The following is a 19677-nucleotide window of genomic DNA, read 5'->3' on the forward strand; positions in this document are numbered from 1 at the left end:
CCCTGTAAGGGCCGCGGCATTCTGATTATGGCGCAGAGGGGGCGCCGCAAGGCGCCGTCCAAGGGGCAAACCTTGATGTAACTCAAAGGTTATGCCTGGCGGGCCAGCCAGATATTGGCGCCGCCGCAAACAGGGTCACCCTCGATGTGGCGGACCACCTCGAACCCGGCCTCGCGCAACAGCTCGCGGTACTCCGCGCTGTCCAGGCTGCCGTGGTACAGCGGCTGGCCTTCGAACTGGCCGATGGCTTCTCCCAGATGGGTGCCGCTGGTGAACATCAGCGCTGCGCCCGGCGCGGCCAGGCGCTCGAAGACCTGGAACATGGGCCTTTGGTCCTCGGGCTTCAGGTGAAAGAAGCTGTGCCATGCGATCAGCCCCTGGAAAGAGCCCAAGGGCGGCAGGTTGCGCATGTCCGCGTCGATCCAGGCGTGTCCGGGGAACGCGGTCCTGGCACGCGCCAGCAGGGCATCCGAGGCGTCCACCCCGGTTACCCGGCAGCCGCGTTCGATCAGATGGCGGGCTATCGGCACGCCGGTGCCGCAGCCCAGGTCCAGCACGGCGGGATCGGGGCCCGGCAGCAGTGCGAGGAAGTCTTCCAGCCAGCCGCGCTCGACCAGCCGGGCGCCGCGCAGCCGTACAAAGGCGTCGGCATGTTCCCGGTATAGCGAAATGACGTTGTCAGCGGGAGAGGCGGGCATGTGGGACTCATCAGCAGGGATGGTTGATTCGTCATCCCGGACTTGTGGCGCGGGCGGCGAACGGCGATTTTCTCTATCTGCCTATTTTCGCCGCAACCGTCATGACCCTACCGCAAGACACTCCCAAGCCCGGCCGCAACGGCTTGCGGCTGACCTGGCTGGCGCTGCTGTTGCAGGCAGGAATTTCCACCGTGTACGTTTTCGGGCGGCCGGCGTCGGCGCAGACCGCGCCGCTGGTCTACCAGTTCCGGGGCGCGGACGGCACCTGCTGTTCCAGCGGCGAATACCCGAACAACGGCCATGACGGGCAATGGGGGCAGCGCGACTTCGTCCAGACCGACAGCAACCAGCGCATTCAGGCCGACGCGCCCCGCCAGACCGGCATCCTGATCGACGTCAGCGGCGGCAAGGGCGGCAATGGCCGGGATTCCAATGTGAATCACTGGGGTGGCAACGGCGGCGGCGGACGCATCATCGACTACACCTTGTCGTCCAGCACCGTCACCGCGGCGGGCCGCGGCATAGACCTGTACTCGGCGGGCGGCAACGGCGGCCTGTGGGGCAACGCGGACGGCCCTTACGGCGGCTACGGCAGCGGCGGCGACGGACATCAGGCCCGGGTCACGCTGAACAACGCCACCGTGATCGGGACAGGCTTCGGCGTCGCCGCGCAATCCTGGGGCGGCGCGGGCACCGACAGCGCCATCGTCGGCGGCTTTGGCGGCGGCAACAATGCCGGGCGGGGCGGTAGCGCCGGCCTTGCGTCGGTGATTCTGCAAGGCACGACCTCGGTGACCGCGCGCGGCCCGGGGCCGGACGACGTCAGCGCGGGCGTGGGCCTGATCTCGTCGGGCGGCAGCGGCGGCGCGGCGGAGCATACCGGCGACTTCGGCGGGCACGCCGATGCGGGGCGCGGGGGCGATGCTTCCACCGTGTCCTTCACGTCGGTGGCGGGGGCTTCCGTCCAGGGACTGGGCGATGGCGTGTACGGCGTGATCGCCCGGTCGATTGCCGGCAACGCGTCGATAAACAATGACGTCGACACCAAGGCCGCCGCGGGCGGCAACTCGGGCCAGGTCTCCATCGCCAACGGCGGCTCGATCAAGACGGGCGGCAACCGCGGCATCGGCGTGTATGCGCTGACCCAGGGCGGCAATGGCGGCAACGGCGGCAACGGTTCCTGGGCCGGCGGGCACAACGGCGGCGCCGGCGGCACGCCCGGCGCCATCGCCATCACCAATACCGGCACGATCACGACAGGCGCCAACGGCACCGTCGGCGCCAAGGGCATCATGGCCAGCGTGCTGGGCGGAGAAGGCGGCCGCGGCGGCGACAGCGGCGCGTTCGGACCGGGCGGCAACGGCGGCGCCGGCGCGGTCGCGGGCCAGGCGATCACGATCACCAATGCGGGGAGGATCAGCACCTACGGCAACGACGCGGCTGCCGTGATCGCGAACAGCGCGGGCGGAGGCGGCGGCCTGGCCGCGTCCAGCAACGGCATCATCTCCGTGGGCGGCGGGCACGGCGGCGCCGGGGGCTCGGGCGGCGGCATTGCCATGGCCAATAGCGGCGGCATCGATACCTCGGGCGACAACAGCGCGGCCGTGGTGCTGCAGAGCATCGGCGGAGGCGGCGGCGTGGGCGGCGACGCCAACAGCACCGGGGTGATCACTTCGATCGCCATTGGCGGCGCGGGCGGCGCGGCGGGCAACGGCGGCCTGGTGCAGTTTTCCTCGCAAGGCTCGATCCTGACGCGCGCCGGCAATGCCTCGGGCGTGGTGCTGCAAAGCATAGGCGGCGGTGGCGGCAGCGGCGGATCGGCCAACGCGGTCGGCGTGGGCGTGGGGCTGAACGTGACGGTGGCGACCGGGGGCAAGGGCGGCAGCGGCGGTTCGGGCAGCACGGTGTCGTTCACCCAGGCCAGCCAGGGAACGATCACGACGCAGGGCGCGCATAGCAATGGCGTGCTGGCGCAAAGCATAGGGGGAGGCGGCGGCAACGGCGGACTGGCCAACTCCCGCGCGATCACGATCGCGCCGCCGCTGGGAGACAAGCCCAGCGGCACCGTCACGGTGGCCGTGTCGAATGGCGGCGTGGGGCAGGGGGCGGGCGACGGCGGGACCGTTGCGCTCACGAACGCCGGGCGCATCCAGACCGGGGCCGCGCAGAGCAACGGGGTGGTGGCCCAGAGCATTGGCGGGGGCGGCGGCAATGGCGGCGGGGTGCTGGCGCCGGTCAAGATTCCGACCATCGGCAATTCGCTGGTCGATCTGCAGCTGACCGTGCGCCATGGCGGGCAGGGCGGACAGGGCGGCAGCGGCGGGCAGGTGCAGGCGGCCAACGACGCCACCGGCATCATCGCGACGCAGGGGACGGGATCCGCGGGCATGGTTGCGCAAAGCATCGGCGGTGGTGGAGGCAACGGCGGCATCGTGCAGGCGCACGACGCCAACTCTTTCAACGACATCCTGGGGTCGCCGGCCGAACTGGCCAGCCTGCTGGAAAAGGCGGCCAACTGGCTGGAGCAAGGGCCGAAGCTGGCATTCAGCAAGGCCGTCAGCCTGTCCGTCGGCGTTACGACGGGCGGCAGCGGCGGCGCCGGAAACGGTGCCAGCGCCTTCAATGTGCGCAATGACGGCGCCATATCGACGGCGGGTGACCACGCGCCCGGCATCGTGGCCCAGAGCATAGGCGGAGGCGGCGGAAACGCCGGGGCCATAGCTTCGGCGGGCGCGTCCAGCCTGCTGTCCAGCCTCGACGCGCTGATCAAGGCCGCCGCGTCGGGTGTGCAGAACCTGTACACCGTCGCGCTGCCGCAGACCAACATCACCCACCAGACCGGCGGCAGCGGCGGCGCGGCGGGGGATGGCGGCGGCTCCGCCTCCGATCCGGCCATCGTTTTGAACACGGGCACGATCACCACGCAGGGCAGCGGTTCGGCGGGCATCGTGGCCCAGAGCATCGGCGCGGGAGGGGGCAGAAGCACCGCCAGCGGCCAGGATCTGCAGACGATCGTATCCGCCGCGGCCGGCAGCCAGGCGCCGGAGATCATCGACAAGATCACCCGCATCGTGAGCTTCCTGGGAACCAAGGGCGGCAGTCTCCTGGGTTCCCTCATCGATGTGCGTAACGGCGGGGTGGACGGGGCCGGCGGCGCCGGCGGCACGGTCGTGGTCGATGCCAGCGCCGCGACCAGCCGCATCACCACGCAGGGCTACCAGGCGCCAGGCATACTCGCGCAGAGCGTGGGCGGGGGCGGCGGCGTTTCGGCGGTCGACCAGCCGTTGTTCCTGTGGAGCCAGACCGCCGCGACGATCGCGCTGGGCGCCGTGGGCGGCCAGCATCAGGGCATCTCGACCAGCACGGGCGGCGCGGTCAGCGTGACGCATGGCGGCATGCTCGCGACCCGCGCGGGCGGCTCCGCCGGGATCGTCGCCCAAAGCGTGGGCGGCGGGGGCGGGATCAGCACGCTAGCCCTGCGCAACGCCACCACGGCGGCCATCCGGCAGGAGGCCACGCTGGCTATCGCATTGGGCGGCGAATACGCATCCAGCACCAGCGGATTCGGTCTGGCTCAGGTGGCCGGCGGCGCGGTGAGCGTGGCCAACAACGTGGGCCGCATCGCCACGCAGGGATGGTTTGCGCCAGGGATACTGGCGCAGAGCGTGGGCGGCGGGGGCGGAGTGGCGGCGGTGTCCTCCAGCGCGTCTCTTGGCAGTATCGATATCCAGCTGGGCAGCACGGCGACAGCCGGGGGCGGCCCCTTCCTGGGCAGTGTCACCGGCGCCGGGGGCAGCGTCACCGTGGCGAACACAGGCGGCAGCATCGCCACGAACGGCGCGCTGTCCTTCGGCGTGCTGGCGCAGAGCGTGGGCGGCGGCGGGGGCCTGGTCATGGTGGACAACGGCGCGGGACCTGCCGCGAACCCGGCGAATCTCACGTTCGGTTCCAATTCGCCGATGGTCGGCGCAGGGGGCAGCGTCACCGTGACGCAGGACGTGGGCGGCAGCATCGTCACCGCCGGCACGAATTCGCATGGCATCGTCGCGCAGAGCATCGGCGGCGGCGGTGGCATTGCCGGGCTGGCGACGCGGCCCGGCCTGGCGACCTTGAAAGCGGTGGGGACTCCCGCGGCAGGCGGCGACGGCGATACCGTCAGCCTGTCCATCGCGGGCACGGTAGCGACCTCGGGCAACGGCGCCGCCGGCATCCTGGCGCAAAGCGTGGGCGGCGGCGGCGGGCTGGCGGGCGACCAGTCGTCCGCCCGGTACGGCACGGACCTGATCCAGAACGCAGGATTGACCGGCGGCCAGGGCAATGGCGGCAGCGTCGACGTGGCGATCGGCACGGGCGGCACGGTCCGGACAGCCGGCGCGAACGCGCCCGCGATCCTGGCGATGAGCGTGGGCGGGGGCGGCGTGTTCAAGGATGGCGCGCTCTATCAATACAGCACGCCCGGCAATGCGCTGGCCTACGGCGGGCCGGTAAACATCGCGGTCGGCCATGCCGCGCAGGTGGTCGCCACGGGCGCCAATTCGCCGGCCGTGGTGGCGATCAGCAATGGCGCCTACGGCGGCGGCCGCGCGATCTCGGTCAGCCTGGAACAGAATGCCCTGATCAGCGCCGATGCCGAATCCGGCACCGGCATCCTGGCGATTGCGCCGCTGGCCGTCACCACCATCACCAACGCCGGAACCATACAGGCGAAGACGGCGATAGACGTGGCCGGCCAGGCTGTCGTCAACAACAACGGGACCGTGGCGGGCGACGTGCTGCTGGGCAGCGGCAGCGTGTTCCACAACAATGCCGGCGCCAACTTGTACAGCGGCGCCCGCTTCCAGGGCGATCTGGCCAGCGCGGGCGTCCTGAATCCGGGCGGGCCGGGCGTGTACGCGGCGACCCGGATCACGGGCGCGCTGAACCATACCGGAACCTACCGGCCCGACCTGGACTTCGGCGGGCACAACAGCGACTTCATCTCGGTGTCGGGCGCGTCGACCTTCGCGGGCACGGTGCAGCCGGTGCTGCGCAATCCGGTGAAGAACGTCTGGCTGGGCATCGGCCATTTCGATGCCGCGCAGACCAGCATTCCGGCCACGGCCAGCGACAGTCCCCTGTTCCAGTACACCTTGAAGAACAACGGCGGCGCCGGCATGCGCGATCCGCTGATCTCGGTGGACGCCAATTTTTCGCCGTCGGCGTTTCCGGTCAACGCGGACCGCCGGGGCATTGCGGCGTCCTTGCAGGAACTGTGGGACCGGGGCGACAGGAACAACGCTTCCGCGTTCGACAAGCTGACCGGAGTCCAGACCGCCGGGCAGTACCGCGATGCCCTGGACAGCATCGCCCACGACGGACAATTCGCCCGCGCGTCGAACCAGATGCATGCGTCCTACGCGTCGATGAACCGGATGATGAGCTGCCCTGACTTCGTGGGAGAAAGCACCATCCTGCGCGAGGGCGATTGCGTCTGGACGCGGCTGGACACGAACTGGACGCAGCGCAAGGCCACCTCGGACGACGAGGGCTACCGCATCCGCCAGAGCACGCTGACGCTGGGCGCACAGCGTGAAATCGCCAGCAACTGGTTTCTGGGGGGATCGCTGAGCTATGCCTATGGCAAGACCACCTCGGCCGCCGACTTCTCGGGCAACAGCGACACCTACGCGGGCGGCCTGGCCTTGAAGTACAACAATGCGCCGTGGCAGGTCTCGGTCGCCGTGCACGGCGGCGTGGAAAAGAGCCGGATGTCGCGCGGCACGCTGGACGGGACCGCGAAGAGCAAGCCGCAATCCTCGTTCCTGGCGGCCAGGCTGCGCACGGCCTACGAGTTCAGCCAGCCGTCCTGGTATCTGCGGCCCTATGTGGATTTCGACGTGAACCACATCCGGCAGGACGGCTATGCCGAGCAGGGCGCCGGCGCGTTCAACCTGAAGGTCCGCGGCAACGACACGACCTCCTTCATGGCCTCGCCCATGATCGAGCTGGGCGGGCGCAAGGACCTGGCCGACGGGTCGACCTTGCGGTCCTATGTGGCCGGCGGGATGAGCTTCCTCGGCGGCGGCGATGTGGTGACGACCATGCAGCTCGACATCCCGGGCGGCACGCCGTTCAAGCTGAGGTCCGGCATGCCCAGGACCTACGGCAACCTGGCGGCAGGCTTGGAGTACGTCACGCCCAAGGGCGTGGAGCTGAAGACGGAGTACGCGCTGCGCGGCAATGGGCAATACCGCGACCAGTCCCTGACCCTGCGCGCCGCCTATCGTTTTTGATGCGGCGGCGCGCCTGGCCGGCTACTTGCTGGTCCAGGTCCCCAGGCCGCTGTCGCCGTAGAACTTGATGTCGAAGCCCTGGGCGCGTCCCTGGTCCATCTTGAAGACGATGGAGGCCAGCGAGGCGACCAGTTCGGCTTCGCCCGCGGGCGCGAAAGCGTAGGTATCGCCGTCCCAGTGCCGCAAGGGGAAGCGCATGCCCTTGGGGCCCAGCACCAGGGTCAGCGCGCCCTGGGCTTGCTGGATCTCGGCGGGGCCGTAGTAGGGGTTGTCGAACCTGCCCGTGTATTGCGACGGGGCTTTCGCCGGCGCGGGCTTGGCGGGATCGGGCTGGCCGGACAGATCGGCCTGGGGGGCGAAGAAAGCCTTCATGGCGCCGTTGTAGGCCGCGTACCAGTCGCGCGTGGGCTTGCCGTACAAGGCCGTGTCGATGAAGGTGGCGGCGACGGATTCGGCCGCGCCCACGGGCGCGCCGTTGGTCAGCACCACGATGCCGATGCCGGCGGACGGCACGATCCTGAACGTGGTGCCGGTGCCCATCAGGAAGGCCCCGGAATGCCCCATCGAGGGGCGGCCGCCCAGTTCCGTATTGACGTTGAAGCCATAGCCATAGAAGCCGGAGCGCGAATCCAGGTCGTGGGCGCGCGCGCTGAACGCCTGGGGCGACAGGGCGGGCAGCAGCGCGCCGGGGGCGATCAGCGTCTTGCCCTGATACTGCCCGTCGGCCAGCAGCAGCTTCAGCCACTCCGCCAGATCGACGACCGTGGAGGACACGCCGCCCGCGGGCGCCTGCTGGTCCGCGTCGCGCTGGCCCGAGGGCACGAAGGCGCCGTGCTGGTAAGCATGCAGTACGGCGCGGTTGCCGCGCGCCTCGAAGTCGGCGTAGCGGTAGCTGGTTGACTTCATGCCCAGCGGCTGGAACAGCTGTTCGTCGGCCAGCGTTTCCCAGGGCTGCCCGGCGGCCTTGGCCACGGCTTGCGCGCCTATCGTGGTGCTGAAGTTCGCGTAGTGGTATGACGTGCGGAAGGCGTCCAGCGGCAGCAGGCGCAGGCGGGCGATGACCTCGTTGCGGCTGTAGCCCAGGTCTTCCAGGTCGTCTCCCGCCGTGCCCGGCAGGCCGGAGCGATGCGCGAAGAAATCCCCTATGGTGGCGCGTTCGGACACGTAGGCATTGCTGAGCCTGAAGTCCGGCAGGTAGCGGGATACCGGATCGTCCCAGGCGGCCTTGCCCTTAGACACTTCGATGGCGGCCACGGTCGCCGACAGCGACTTGGAGATCGAGGCGATCTGGAACACGGTCTGCGCGTCCACGGGCGCCTGCTTGCCGGCCTCGCGCGTGCCGTAGCCCTGCGTCAACACGGTCTTGCCGTCGATGACCACGGCCACGGCCATGCCCGGCACCTTGCTGCGCTTCATGATGTCTTCGACGACGCGCGGCAGATCCTGCACCGCCTGTTGCTTGCCGCCGGCGGGAATGGCGACGGCGTCGGCCGGCGGCGTCGGCGCGTTGGCTATCGGTACCGGCTGCGAACGGGCCGCGGCGGCGCTGCCCAACGCAACAATGATCATCCCGGCAATGAGCGTCTGTCTGCTGTTCATGAGGGCCTCAGAATCCTGCTTGGTAAGCGATGCGTACAACGCCTTGGTTGATGTGCAGAGCCTGGTCGCGCTGATGCGTCAGGCCCGCCTGCACAATGAATCCGATTGGAGTGACATAGGTGACCGCGCCCGAAACCGCCCAATCCGTATCGTCCAGCAGGCCGTATTGCGCCAGTTTCTGGCCGCTGCCGGACAGCTTGCGCACGGCGGCGGTGGCGGTCAGCTGCCAGCGCTCGCGGGACAGCGAGACCGAGGTGACGCCGTTGCCGTTGGCGACGGGGGCGCCGCGAAAGGCGGTGGCGTAGGTGGCCTCGTTGAACCAGCTCAGGTTCCACGCATTGCCCAGGGGCGCGTCGTAGCGCAGCCGGGCCGATACTGTGTTGGCGCTTTCCCCTTGCGCCGGATCGAGATGCAGCCGGCCGGCGTCGATGCCGCCCGATAGGCGCTCCAGTCCCGGCAGGTCGCGGAAGTCGTAGGAGAGGATGAATGACTTCAGCTGGTCGCTGAAGGCGGGCGGCTGGTCGGGGCGGAGGAAGCCGTCTTTCAGGCTCAGCCGCCGGTTCATGGCGGTGTTGTCGCTCTTGAACAGCACGGCCGCCACCGAGTGAGTGCCGCGGCCCGCGTTGTCGAAGGTGTAGCGTCCGCCCAGGCCGATGGAACCGCGGAATTCCGAGTTCTCGTTGAAGCCTGTGTACAAGCCGTCGATCACGTGCCAGGCGTCGCCGAAGCCCAGGTCCATCTTGCCGCCGTACAGCGCGTAGTTGTCGGCGGTGTAGGCGGCGAACAGGTTGTCCAGGTCCACGCCCAGGTCGGAGAAGGCGTTGTCCTTGGTGTCGTTGGTGGCCGAGTTGAACGTGGCCTTGGTGCGGATCGACAACTGCCGCGTCAACTGCAGCACCAGGGCGGCTTCGGCCGTGGGCTGCACGCTGCTCCAGTGCGAGCGGGGCAGCTGGCCGTTGTCGTCCTGGACGCCGAAGAAGCCGGTATAGCCGGTCATCAGCAGGAACCTGCCGTTCAGGCGCGGATAGGCGTCGCCGCCGTCGCCCAGCTCGCTGTACGGCGTCAGGAATATTTCGGTCTTGAAGATGTCGCGGGCCTCTTGCGCGCACGCGGCCTGCGCCGCCACGACAAGCAGCGCCGCCGTCAGGGCGGCGCAAGTCGAGGGGCTCACCGCGCCAGCTCGGCCGCCAGTTCGCGCACCTGGGAATGGATGTTGCCGAACATGGCGAAGTTGACGCGGCTGGCGACGACGAACACGCCCAGCCCGCGGTTGGGCGACAGCACGGCATAGGACATGAAGCCGCCCAGGCCGCCGCTCTTGCCCAGCAGCAAGGGCGTGCCGTTGCGCGGCAGGGTCATCACCCAGCCCAGGCCCATGCCGTCGCCATCGGTGACCTCCGTGCCCACGACCGACTTCAGTCCGTCATACGGCAGCCACATCGTGTGGGCCAGCACCGAGGCTTCCTTCGATTGCCGCGCGCCGTCCAGATGCCAGCGCATCCAGCGCACCATGTCGTCGGCGGTGGAATAGATGCCGGCGCTGGCGTACATCACGTCGGGCACCACGGCATTCGGGTCCGGCTTGCCGAACGGGTCCAGGCCCGTCATCAGGCGCTTCTTTTGCGCATCGTTCAGCGCATTGCCGGTGTCGGTCATGCCGGCCGGCTTCAGCACTTCGTTGGCCAGCACGGTCGAGTAGTCCGCGCCGCCGGCCTTGGCCAGCGCGTCGCCCAGCAGTCCGAAGCCCAGGTTGGAGTACAGAGTGGTGGTGCCGGGGACATAGGCCGGCGCGTGGCTGCCGACCCACTTCCAGTAATAGGCGCGGTCGAACGCGGCAAAGGGATTGTCGGACGGCTTGACGTCGGGGTTGGGCAGTTCGCGCGGCAAGCCGGCCGAATGCGTGGCCAGGTCCAGCAGGGTCAGCGGACGGCCGTTGCTCTCGACCTTGGCGCTGTCGGGCGCGTACTTGGCCAGCGGATCGGTCAGCTTGAGCTTGCCCTTGGCGGCAAGCGCCGCCAGCACGTCGCCGGCAAACACCTTGGACACGGAAGCGATGCGGAAAATGGAGCGGCCGTCGGGTTCGACGCCGCTGCCGGGCGCGGTTTCGCCATAGCCCTGGATGACGACCTCGTCGCCGCGCACCGCCGCGATGATCAGGCCGGGTGCGCCGGAGTTCAGGTACAGCTGCATGCCGGCCATGGACACGGCGTCCTGCAAGGCCAGGTCGGTCGCGCGGGCCTGGCTTGCGCCCAGGAAGCAGGCGGCGCTCAAGGTCATGGCGGTGATGCGGGACAGGATACGTGGCGTAGGCATGCGGTGTGCTCCAGGTGACTCGGGGAACGGCCGTTCCTCCGCATGCGCGATGATCCCAAAAACTCGATGCGCGGCCACTTCCGCAAGGACGAAACAACATTGCGGCATGACGAACTGCATATTGCCGGGCGGCCGCGGCCGGCCCGCGGGGCTCAGATCCCCATGCGTTCGCGCAGCGGCTTGCGGTACGAGCGCGACACCGGCCAGGTCTCGTCCACGGCCCGCATCCTGATCAGCCACTTGTCCACGCTTCTGCGGTCGACGTCCATGACATGCAATGCGTTTGCAATGGCGGTGCGGTGGACGCGGAAGAAGGTCTTTTCCGGCAGCAGGGTGGACCAGATGCCGAGGGCGCGGGAGTCCAGCACCATCGAGCCGTCTTCAAGCCAGATCTCGCTGTAGTTGCCGGCGGAGCGCACGCCGACGATGGCCTCGGGCTGTACTCCGCGAACCACGCCGCGCATGCTGAGATAGATCACCGACGTGGAGCTTTCATAGTGCGGTGTCCTGCCGTGGTCGCGGTTGTTGCCGTACTTGGCCTGGCCGATCAGGTTGGCGCATTGGAACAGGGCGCCGACTTCGCCAGGCGTCCAGGTGCGGTGCCGCACGGTGGTGTCGAAGCCGATGATGCCGTGCAGTTTGCCATCGTGAAAGATCGGCACGCTCAGCACGCTCTTGTCGCCCTGGCGCAGGAACTCGGCCTGGATGGCGCGCGCGGTGCGGGGCAGGTCGTTGACGTCGTGTATGGCGACTGCCAGCCCCTGCACCATGAACTTGTGCAGCCAGGCGATCAGCGTGGTCGGCACGTCCTGCAGTTCGGCGACGAAAGGCTGGGTCTGGCCCCGGCACCATTCGTGGGTATTGCGCAGGCGCAGCATGTCGGGGCGGTATTCGATCATCCAGGAACGGTCCACGTCCGAGGTCTCGCCCATATAGGCCAGCTGCTCCGAGATTGCTTCGTCGACCGGACGCTTGAGCAGGCTCATCGCGCAGTGGTAGAGCCAGTCCGATGCGGGGTCGGGTTCAAGCACGGTGGCTGAGTGCGTCTGGTACTGGCCTGCGTCCTTCACGTGCAATTCCCCTGGCGTCTTTACCGCGCTGCGTTCCAGCGCCGGCTGCGCCGCGCCTAGCGGGGATTTTCCCTCCAGTAACCAGGGATTACAAGGGACATCATTGCGTCTTCGTCGGCGTGGCGGCGTGCGAGGCCTGGGTCGGCATGCGCCCCACGCTCAGCGTGCCGGGATTGTCGGGCGACGGGCGCACGACCGCGGCGTTGTTGGCGTCGTTGGGCGCAAGATTGGGCAAGTCGACGGGGCGCGCGGCCACGGTCGCGAAGGGGCCGCCGCCGCTGGCGGGCACGCCGTCCAGGGTCAGGCCATGGGTCCAGTTGCCGTCGCGGCGCGACAGCACTTCGTAGCGCTGCGGGCCGCCGGTAGTGCGGGCGACGACGTAGAGCGTGTCGTTGATGAGATGGATCGCCGGGGGCGAGGCGGCCTCGGCGTCCAGCTTGGCGGGCCTGCCATGTTCGACCAGCCAGAGCTGTCCGCCGGCGCGTTCCAGGACGGCGACCATGACATTGCCGCGGGCGTCGGCGCTGATGGCCGGGCGGCCGATGTAAGGCACGCCCATGTCGGTCGGGGCGCTCCAGTCCATGTCCAGGTCGGTGGTGTCGCCGGCTTCCACCAGCCGGGTCAGGTGGTTGCTGCCGCGCTGGCGGAAATAGAGTTCGACGCGGTTTTCATGGTTGCGGATCGCCGCCAGCCCGCCCGCCGCCTGCGGCGCGGGGACGCGGCGCCAACTGTGCCATTCGGGGCGATGGCCCTTGGCGGCCGGCAACTGGCGGGTGTAGAACAGCTCGCCCGCGGCGGTGGTGGCGAAGACGACGTAGCGGCCGTCGCCGCCCAGCGCCGCGGCCGGCGAGCCGGTGACGCCATCCAACGGCGGCAGGTCCTGCCAGGCGCTCCAGCTGCCGTCGATGCCGGACGGCGCGATCCAGTGCAGCAAGCCGTCGTAGCCCAGCGCCACGGCGGCGGCTTCGCCGCGCGGCGCCACGGCCGGGATCTGGGTCACGCGCAGGCCGCCCAGCGCCTGCCAGCCCTGCCAGGTGCCGTCATGGCGTTGCTTGTTGGCCCATACGCCGCCCAGCGGGTCGCGCGCCATCAGACCGGCGGTGCCGTCGGCGTGCGTGAACGAGACCAGCGGGCCGCTGGTGCGGCCTCCCAAGCTTTGCCAGCGGCGCTCGCCAGTGTCCCAGCGATTCACCGCGCCGTTGGTTTCACCGGCGGCGAACACCACCAGGCCGCCGCGTCCGTCCGGGTAAAGCTGCGGCGCGATGTCCTGGCGTGACACGTAATACGCGCGTTGCACCCAGGCGGCGGCCGGTCCGGCGGGTTCCTTGCAGCCGGTGGGGCCGGCGCAATAGTGGTAGTCGTTCCAGGCGTAGTGCTGGAAGATCAGCGACTTGCTGGCGATCTCCGCCTCGTTCAGATTGGTGGCGCGTTCCTGGCTGGGGTAGTCGATATAGCCCATTTCGGCGTAGTTGCCGGGGGCGCGCAGCATGGCCTCGCGCGCCAGCCGGGCGCTGGCGATGTGGTCGGGATGGCCATGGCCGACGCAGCGCCAGCACAGCTGCGTGTAGGGCACGGTGATGGTGTCGTCGAGGTGGCGCACGGTGGTCGGCGCGTACTGGCGGATCATGTCGGCCAGGGTGTCGATCAGCTGCTCGCGGGTGTAGGACTCGGCAAAGGGGCCCAGCGTGTCGACGTTCTGCCCGGGTTCGGATTCGGTGCGGCTCAGCGGCGTCAGGCTGCCCCAGCCCTTGCCCAGCCAGGGGTCCTTCAGGCGCATGTGCCACAGCTGCACGCGCGGATTGCCCTGCAGGGTGAAGCGCGCGATGCGGTGTCCGGCGGCGGTGCCGGAATCCTCCTTCCACTGGTCGGGCTGATGCGCCATGTAGGCATAGGCGGCGCGCACCCCGCGCTCGCGGCCCAGCATGTAGGTTTCGCCTTCGCCGGCGTCGCTGGCGGTCAGGTAGACCACCCGCACGCAGCCGCCTGCTTCGACGTTGGAAGCGACGTCGGGGTTCATGAACAGCAGGTCGTCGTCCAGGTGGGCGACGAACGCCAGATCCTTGATGCCATGGCATTGCGCCAGCGTGGGCGGGGCGGCATGGGCCTGGACGGAGAGCAGGGCGGCAATGGTGCAGAGTAGCGCCCGGCCTGAGGGGCGCAGCAAGGCCAGCAGTACGGACATAACAGGGCGCCGCAGAAAAGGCGCGGCGCTGAAAGGTATTGAGGTCAGGCCAGTATAGCGGCGTGGGATTGCAATAATTGGGGGCGGTATGGGCCGCGCCGCGGCCGCGCTGGCGGCGCGGGGCCGTTCGGGGGCGCGTGGGGATGCGTGGGCGCGCGTGGGTTCGCGCTCTAGCGGCCGGGAGCGTTCGCCGCTGCGCCGGCCGTGTACGGGCTGAGGTCCAGGCCGGCCTTCTGGAAGCGCCGCACCACGGCGGGCAGCTGCTTGCTTCGGCTGGCGGTGTCGACGGCCAGGACGGCCTGGCGGCATTTGTCCACGTCCTTGGGGCAGCCGTGGCCGGGCGGCAGCAGGCGAGCGTAGACCGATATGTTGACGGCCAATTGCGAAACCGGCGCGGCGGTCGGCTTGCCCTGGTAGAAGCCGTTCAACTCGGCCTTCAGCCGGTCGGCTTCCTGCTTGCCGGCCAGGACGCCGTCTCGGCAGTCCATGAAGGTCGGGATGCCGTCCGCCAGCGCCATGCGGCCGCAGGCCAGGGCCAGATGTCCGGCCGCCGCCAGGCCCGGCGGCAGGTAGGCCCGGACCGCCGGTGCGTTGGCCGTGGCGAACGACACGGTCTGCCCGTCCGCGGAACCGCTGGCGGCTTCGCCGACGATCAGCATGGCCCGTTCCAGCGTGGCCGGAAAGCGCGCCGTGGGGCCGTGGACATAGGCCTGGGAAACGGCTTCGGCGGTCACGGCGGGCAGGTCGAGCCGCTTGCCGATGAGGCTCTGGCCGCCCTCGATATAGGTGTCCAACTCGTCGCGCAGCACCGCTTCCTGCACCGCGGCTTCAGTGGCGGAAAGGCTGTAGGCGGCGCTTGCCAGCGCCGGGACCATGAGGCCCAGCAGCGCGCAGATTTTCTTCATGGATACGTCGGGGACGGGTTGCGTGACGCGCAAGGGTAACCCGCGGCCGGGGTCACTGCGCTCCGGCGCTGGCCAGCAGCCAGTCGCGCAAGCGCTGCGGCGCGGCGTCGGCGCGTCGCGCGTCCTGGCGCAGGCACAGGCTGAAGGCTGCGCCGCTTTCGACGAAACCCAGCGGGGCGGCCAGCCGGCCGCGATGCAGCTCGGCTTCGACCAGCACGGCGGGCGCGATGGCGACGCCCAGGCCCGCCGCGGCGGCTTCCAGCATGTGGCCCAGATGGTCGAATTCACGCCCCGGCTGCCGCGGCGCCAGCGCCATGCCCTGGTGCGCCGCCCAGTCCTTCCAGGCGTCGGGCCGCGAACTGGTGTGCAGCAATGGCGCGTCCAGCACGTCGGCCGGCTTGGCGATGCGCGCGGCCCAGGCGGGCGTGCAGACCGGGCCTATGGTTTCGGCGAAGAGCGGCGTGACGTCCCATTCCCCGGGCCAGTCGCGGCCGGCCAGGATCAGCGCGTCCACGCGCTGCGTGTTCAGCAGGGCGGCGTCGGCGGCCGTCTGCAGCCGGATGCGTATGTCCGGATGCGCGGCTTCGAAACGTTCGAGCCGCGGGATCAGCCAGTTGGAAAGAAAGCTGGCCGGCGCGCCCACCGCCAGTTCCGCGGGCTGGGTGCTGCGCTTGAGCTCGTCGCAGCGGCGTTCCAGCAGGTCGAACGCGTCATGCGCGGCGCGCTGCAGGTCCAGCCCCGCCGCGGTCAGCTGGACGCGGCCCGCGCGGCGTTCGAACAGCGCGCAGCCCAGCCATTCCTCCAGTTGCCGGATCTGCTGGCTGACCGCGCTGTGGGTCACGCACAGCTCCTTGGCGGCCAGCGTGAAGCTGGATTGGCGGGCCGCGCTGTCGAAGAAGCGCAAGGCGTTGAGAGAGGGCAGTCGTCGCATGCTTTATCTGTTAGTTGTACTTACATGATTGATAAACAAATCATTGATTCAAATAAGTTTTTATCGAAGATAGCATAAGGAAAAATTCCTGCCCTATTTGCCACGGAAGAACAGAGCCATGCCATCTTTCTCTCATCCGGACGCGCCCGACGGCCGCGGCCAGTTCGGCCCTTACGGCGGCCGCTACATGCCCGAAACGCTGGTCCCCGCCCTGGACGAGCTGGAACGCCATTTCAAGGCGGCGTTGGCGGACGAGGATTTCTGGCAGGCCTACCGCGGCATGCTGGCCGACTACGTGGGCCGGCCCAGCCCCTTGTTCCTGGCCCAGGGCGTCACGCAGGAACTGGGCGGCGCGCAGATCTACCTCAAGCGCGAAGACCTGAACCACACCGGCGCGCACAAGATCAACAACTGCCTGGGCCAGATCCTGCTGGCCCGGCGCATGGGCAAGCGCCGCATCATCGCGGAAACCGGCGCGGGGCAGCACGGCGTGGCGACCGCCACGGTCTGCGCCCTGCATGGCCTGCAATGCGTGGTCTACATGGGCGCCGAGGACATGGCGCGCCAGTCCGTCAACGTGCGCCGGATGCGCATGCTGGGCGCCGAGGTGCGCGCCGTCCACGCGGGCACGGCCACGCTGAAGGATGCGATGAACGAAGCCCTGCGTGACTGGATCGCCCATCCCGCCGACACCTATTACCTGCTGGGCACCGGCGCGGGGCCGCATCCCTATCCCTGGCTGGTGCGCGAGTTCCAGAAAGTGATAGGCGAGGAAACGCGCCAGCAGATCGCCGCCAAGACGGGACGCATGCCGGATGCCATGGTGGCCTGCGTGGGCGGGGGCTCCAATGCCATGGGGTTTTTCTATCCCTTCCTGGAGCTGGAGGACGTGCGCTTGTACGGCGTCGAAGCCGGCGGGCTGGGCCTGGCCAGCGGCGCGCACGCGGCCAGCATCAGCGCAGGCCATGAAGGCGTGCTGCACGGCTGCCGCAGCTACTACCTGCAGGACGGCGACGGGCAGATCGTGAACGCGCATTCGATCTCGGCGGGGCTCGATTATCCGGGCGTCGGCCCCGAACATGCCTTGCTGCATGACCGCGGGCGCGTGGACTACGTGTCCGTGACGGACGCGCAGGCCGTGGCGGCCTTTCATTGGCTGACGCGCAAGGAAGGCATCCTGCCCGCGCTGGAAAGCGCGCATGCGCTGGCCTATGTGCGCGAGCTTGCGCCGCGCTTGGCGCGCGACCAGATCCTGGTGGTGTGCCTGAGCGGACGCGGCGACAAGGACCTGGACACGGTGACGCAATTTGGCGAGGAGGTAGCGGCATGACACGGCTCGACCACACTCTATCCGCGCTGCGCCAATCCGGCCGCAGCGGCCTGGTCACGTATTTCGCGGCGGGCGATCCCGATCCCGGCGCCTGCCTGGAGCTGTTGCGCGGCCTGCGCGCGGCGGGCGCCGACGTGATCGAACTCGGCATGCCGTTCAGCGATCCGGTCGCGGACGGTCCCGTGCTGCAACAGGCCAACGTGCGCGCGCTGGCCGGCGGCCAGACCTTGATGCGCACGCTGGCCCTGGTGCGTGACTTCCGAAAGAAGGATGCGGACACGCCGCTGGTGCTGATGGGCTACCTGAATCCCATCCTGCGCCACGGCGTGCCGGCCTTCATCACGGACGCGGCCGCGGCGGGCGTGGACGGGCTGATCATCATCGACCTGCCGGTGGAGCATGCCGACGAACTTGGCCAGGAGGCGCGCGCGCAAGGCCTGCACCTGATCCGCATGTCGGCGCCGACTTCCGAGGACGCGCGGCTCGCCAGCCTGCTGGCGGACGCAAGCGGCTTCGTCTATCACATCATGCTGGCCGGCACGACCGGCGCGGACCTGCCCGACGAGCGCCGCATCGCGCGCGACCTGGACCGCCTGCGTTCGCACACGCGCTTGCCGGTGGCCGCGGGCTTCGGCGTGCGTTCGCCCGACGAAGCCCGGCTCGTCGCCAGGCATGCCGATCTGGTCGTGGTGGGTTCGCGGCTGGCGCAGGTGTTGGCCGAGCAAGGCGTGGCGGGCGCCCTGGACGAAGTGCGCGAGCTGGCGGCGGCGTTGCGGCAACGAGGGGACGCCGCATAGTCAGGCCGCCCGGCCGATGTCAGTCCGGAGCATGTCAGCCCGGAGCATGTCAGCCCCGGCGCATGTCACTGCACCTTGAGCTCGATGTCCCGCGCGACCTCTCCCAGGCGGGTGAAATCCGCCTGCGCGCGTTCCCTGGCCTGTTGCGGCGTGTTGGCGACGATGACCCAGCCCAGATCCTTGAGCTTGCGTTCGGTGTCCGCGCCCCTCAGTCCGGCGACCAGCGCGCCGTGCAACTTTTCGATCACGGCATCGGGCGTGCCCTTGGGCGCGGCCAATCCGAACCAGCCCGCCGGCACCAGGCCGGTGATGCCCAGCTCCTTGGCGGTGGGGACTTTGGGATAGCCGTCGAATCGATAGTCGCTGGTGACGAACAGGGCCGTGGTCTTGCCCGCGCTGACGTAGGGAATCTGCGAGGCCGCGTTGTCCATCATCGAATCGATGTGGCCGCCCATCAGGTCGTTGACGGCGGGCGCGGCGCCCTTGTACGCGACGATGTTCAGATTCAGGCCGGCCTGCTTGGCGAAGGCGGCCTGCGTCAGGTGGGCCTGCGTGCCCAGGCCGGCGTTGGCGGAGGTCAGGCCTGCGGGCTTTTGCCGCGCCAGCGCCTGGAAGGCGGCATAGTCCTGCGCGGGGAAGTCCTTGTTGACCACGAAGACGAAGGGCACTTCCACCGCGATGGAGATATGCGCCAGATCGTTCACCGGCTGGTAGCGCAGCTTGTAGATGTGCGGATTGACGGCGATGGTGCCGCTGGCCGACAGCAGCAGCGTATAGCCGTCGGGCGCCGCGCGCACCACGTGCTCGGTGGCGATCGAACCGCCGGCGCCCGGCCGGCTTTCGACGATGACGGGCTGGCCCAGCTGCTTTTGCAGCGACTCCGCGATCAGGCGCGTCAGCGTGTCGGAAGCGGAGCCGGGCGCGTAGGGATAGACGATGGTGATCGGCTTGGCCGGGTAGGCGTCCGGCGCCGCCTGGACGGCGGCGGGGCCCAGGCACAACAGCAGGGCGGCGATATGGCTGCGTAGGCGCTTCATGATTTCCCCTTGTGGTTTTGGGAGGTTCGGATGATGTCCTGTACTACGGGTATGGCCAGCGCCGCGTACCAGCCCAGTTCCGCGAGCATGTCGCGCCGGTACCAGCCGGCCTGGTGCAGCAGATTCAATGAGCCCAGCGTCCGTCCGTTCCAGCGCACCGGCACGTTGACGGCGCTGGCGCAGCCCAGCGAGGCGATCAGTTCATGGTCGGGAAAGGCCCGTTCGCAGTCGTCGCGATCCATGCACAGGCGCGCTTCGCCTTGCTGCACCACGGTGGCGAAGAATTCGCTGTCCTGGCGCATCGGCTTGCTGCCGCCGGCGGGATAGGCCGCGGGCTGGCTGGAGTAGTAGCGACGGTTCAGGCCCGCCTCCCAGTCCAGTACCAGCACGGTGAACAGGCGGTAGCCGATGCGCTGCTGCAGTGCCAGGCCCAGCGCGCGCAGGCCGGCGCCGGGCTGGCCGTCCAGGGCCAGGCCGCAGGCCACGGCTTGCAGGGACGATTCGGAGGAAATGGAGACTGCGGTCATGGGGCCATCTGGGGCG

General features: G+C 69.2%; 13 protein-coding genes. 3 read left to right on the forward strand and 10 right to left on the reverse strand.

Annotated elements, in window-relative coordinates:
• Positions 1 to 89: 89 nt before the first annotated feature.
• On the reverse strand, positions 90 to 698 hold the full coding sequence (locus HWY37_RS04685) for a class I SAM-dependent DNA methyltransferase (protein ID WP_176087973.1): 609 nt from the start codon (positions 696 to 698) through the stop codon (positions 90 to 92).
• 101 nt (positions 699 to 799) lie between these two features.
• Here HWY37_RS04685 and HWY37_RS04690 point away from each other — a divergent pair, with 101 nt between their 5' ends.
• Complete coding sequence (locus HWY37_RS04690; protein WP_176087974.1) at positions 800 to 6970, forward strand: autotransporter outer membrane beta-barrel domain-containing protein; 6171 nt, start codon at positions 800 to 802, stop codon at positions 6968 to 6970.
• A 21-nt stretch (positions 6971 to 6991) separates the two neighbouring features.
• Here the strand turns inward: HWY37_RS04690 and HWY37_RS04695 are convergent, their stop codons facing one another.
• The 7 genes from HWY37_RS04695 to HWY37_RS04725 form a co-directional block, all read right to left on the reverse strand.
• Entirely contained in the window at positions 6992 to 8569 is a 1578-nt protein-coding gene (locus HWY37_RS04695) for a serine hydrolase (protein ID WP_176087975.1), read from the reverse strand.
• Between the two features lie 7 nt (positions 8570 to 8576).
• On the reverse strand, positions 8577 to 9740 hold the full coding sequence (locus tag HWY37_RS04700) for a hypothetical protein (protein WP_246302186.1): 1164 nt from the start codon (positions 9738 to 9740) through the stop codon (positions 8577 to 8579).
• Complete coding sequence (ampH, locus tag HWY37_RS04705) at positions 9737 to 10882, reverse strand: D-alanyl-D-alanine-carboxypeptidase/endopeptidase AmpH (RefSeq protein ID WP_246302187.1); 1146 nt, start codon at positions 10880 to 10882, stop codon at positions 9737 to 9739. Before ampH ends, HWY37_RS04700 begins: the two co-directional genes overlap by 4 nt.
• Before the next feature lie 152 nt (positions 10883 to 11034).
• On the reverse strand, positions 11035 to 11952 hold the full coding sequence (locus tag HWY37_RS04710) for a GAF domain-containing DNA-binding protein (RefSeq protein WP_246302188.1): 918 nt from the start codon (positions 11950 to 11952) through the stop codon (positions 11035 to 11037).
• Between the two features lie 100 nt (positions 11953 to 12052).
• Entirely contained in the window at positions 12053 to 14134 is a 2082-nt protein-coding gene (locus tag HWY37_RS04715; protein ID WP_175208768.1) for a DUF8189 domain-containing protein, read from the reverse strand.
• Positions 14135 to 14304: 170 nt separating this feature from the next.
• The gene (locus tag HWY37_RS04720; protein WP_176087977.1) at positions 14305 to 15039 is read right to left on the reverse strand and encodes a hypothetical protein; all 735 of its coding nucleotides are present in this window, start codon (positions 15037 to 15039) and stop codon (positions 14305 to 14307) included.
• Between the two features lie 52 nt (positions 15040 to 15091).
• The gene (locus HWY37_RS04725; RefSeq protein ID WP_176087978.1) at positions 15092 to 15970 is read right to left on the reverse strand and encodes a LysR substrate-binding domain-containing protein; all 879 of its coding nucleotides are present in this window, start codon (positions 15968 to 15970) and stop codon (positions 15092 to 15094) included.
• A 118-nt stretch (positions 15971 to 16088) separates the two neighbouring features.
• Between HWY37_RS04725 and trpB the strand changes: the two genes are divergently transcribed.
• Together trpB and trpA are read left to right on the forward strand one after the other, a co-directional pair.
• Positions 16089 to 17300 (forward strand): tryptophan synthase subunit beta, encoded by a 1212-nt coding sequence (trpB, locus tag HWY37_RS04730; RefSeq protein ID WP_176087979.1) that lies wholly within the window; start codon positions 16089 to 16091, stop codon positions 17298 to 17300.
• The gene (gene trpA, locus HWY37_RS04735) at positions 17297 to 18097 is read left to right on the forward strand and encodes a tryptophan synthase subunit alpha (protein ID WP_176087980.1); all 801 of its coding nucleotides are present in this window, start codon (positions 17297 to 17299) and stop codon (positions 18095 to 18097) included. Before trpB ends, trpA begins: the two co-directional genes overlap by 4 nt.
• A 65-nt stretch (positions 18098 to 18162) precedes the next feature.
• Here the strand turns inward: trpA and HWY37_RS04740 are convergent, their stop codons facing one another.
• Together HWY37_RS04740 and HWY37_RS04745 are read right to left on the reverse strand one after the other, a co-directional pair.
• Positions 18163 to 19134 (reverse strand): Bug family tripartite tricarboxylate transporter substrate binding protein, encoded by a 972-nt coding sequence (locus HWY37_RS04740; RefSeq protein ID WP_175208773.1) that lies wholly within the window; start codon positions 19132 to 19134, stop codon positions 18163 to 18165.
• Positions 19131 to 19661: a GAF domain-containing protein gene (locus HWY37_RS04745; RefSeq protein ID WP_176087981.1), complete on the reverse strand. Its 531-nt coding sequence runs from the start codon at positions 19659 to 19661 to the stop codon at positions 19131 to 19133. The genes HWY37_RS04740 and HWY37_RS04745 overlap by 4 nt, the downstream gene beginning before the upstream one ends.
• Positions 19662 to 19677 lie beyond the last annotated feature (16 nt).

It is taken from the genome of Achromobacter anxifer, from assembly GCF_903652925.1.
GTDB classification, from domain to species: domain Bacteria; phylum Pseudomonadota; class Gammaproteobacteria; order Burkholderiales; family Burkholderiaceae_B; genus Achromobacter; species Achromobacter anxifer.

Coding starts and splice junctions, on each gene's coding strand:
- HWY37_RS04685 (WP_176087973.1), bottom strand. CDS start 698: ATGCCCGCCTCTCCCGCTGACAACGTCATTTCGCTATACCGGGAACAT.
- HWY37_RS04690 (WP_176087974.1), top strand. CDS start 800: ATGACCCTACCGCAAGACACTCCCAAGCCCGGCCGCAACGGCTTGCGG.
- HWY37_RS04695 (WP_176087975.1), bottom strand. CDS start 8,569: ATGAACAGCAGACAGACGCTCATTGCCGGGATGATCATTGTTGCGTTG.
- ampH (WP_246302187.1), bottom strand. CDS start 10,882: ATGCCTACGCCACGTATCCTGTCCCGCATCACCGCCATGACCTTGAGC.
- HWY37_RS04715 (WP_175208768.1), bottom strand. CDS start 14,134: ATGTCCGTACTGCTGGCCTTGCTGCGCCCCTCAGGCCGGGCGCTACTC.
- HWY37_RS04720 (WP_176087977.1), bottom strand. CDS start 15,039: ATGAAGAAAATCTGCGCGCTGCTGGGCCTCATGGTCCCGGCGCTGGCA.
- HWY37_RS04725 (WP_176087978.1), bottom strand. CDS start 15,970: ATGCGACGACTGCCCTCTCTCAACGCCTTGCGCTTCTTCGACAGCGCG.
- trpB (WP_176087979.1), top strand. CDS start 16,089: ATGCCATCTTTCTCTCATCCGGACGCGCCCGACGGCCGCGGCCAGTTC.
- trpA (WP_176087980.1), top strand. CDS start 17,297: ATGACACGGCTCGACCACACTCTATCCGCGCTGCGCCAATCCGGCCGC.
- HWY37_RS04740 (WP_175208773.1), bottom strand. CDS start 19,134: ATGAAGCGCCTACGCAGCCATATCGCCGCCCTGCTGTTGTGCCTGGGC.
- HWY37_RS04745 (WP_176087981.1), bottom strand. CDS start 19,661: ATGACCGCAGTCTCCATTTCCTCCGAATCGTCCCTGCAAGCCGTGGCC.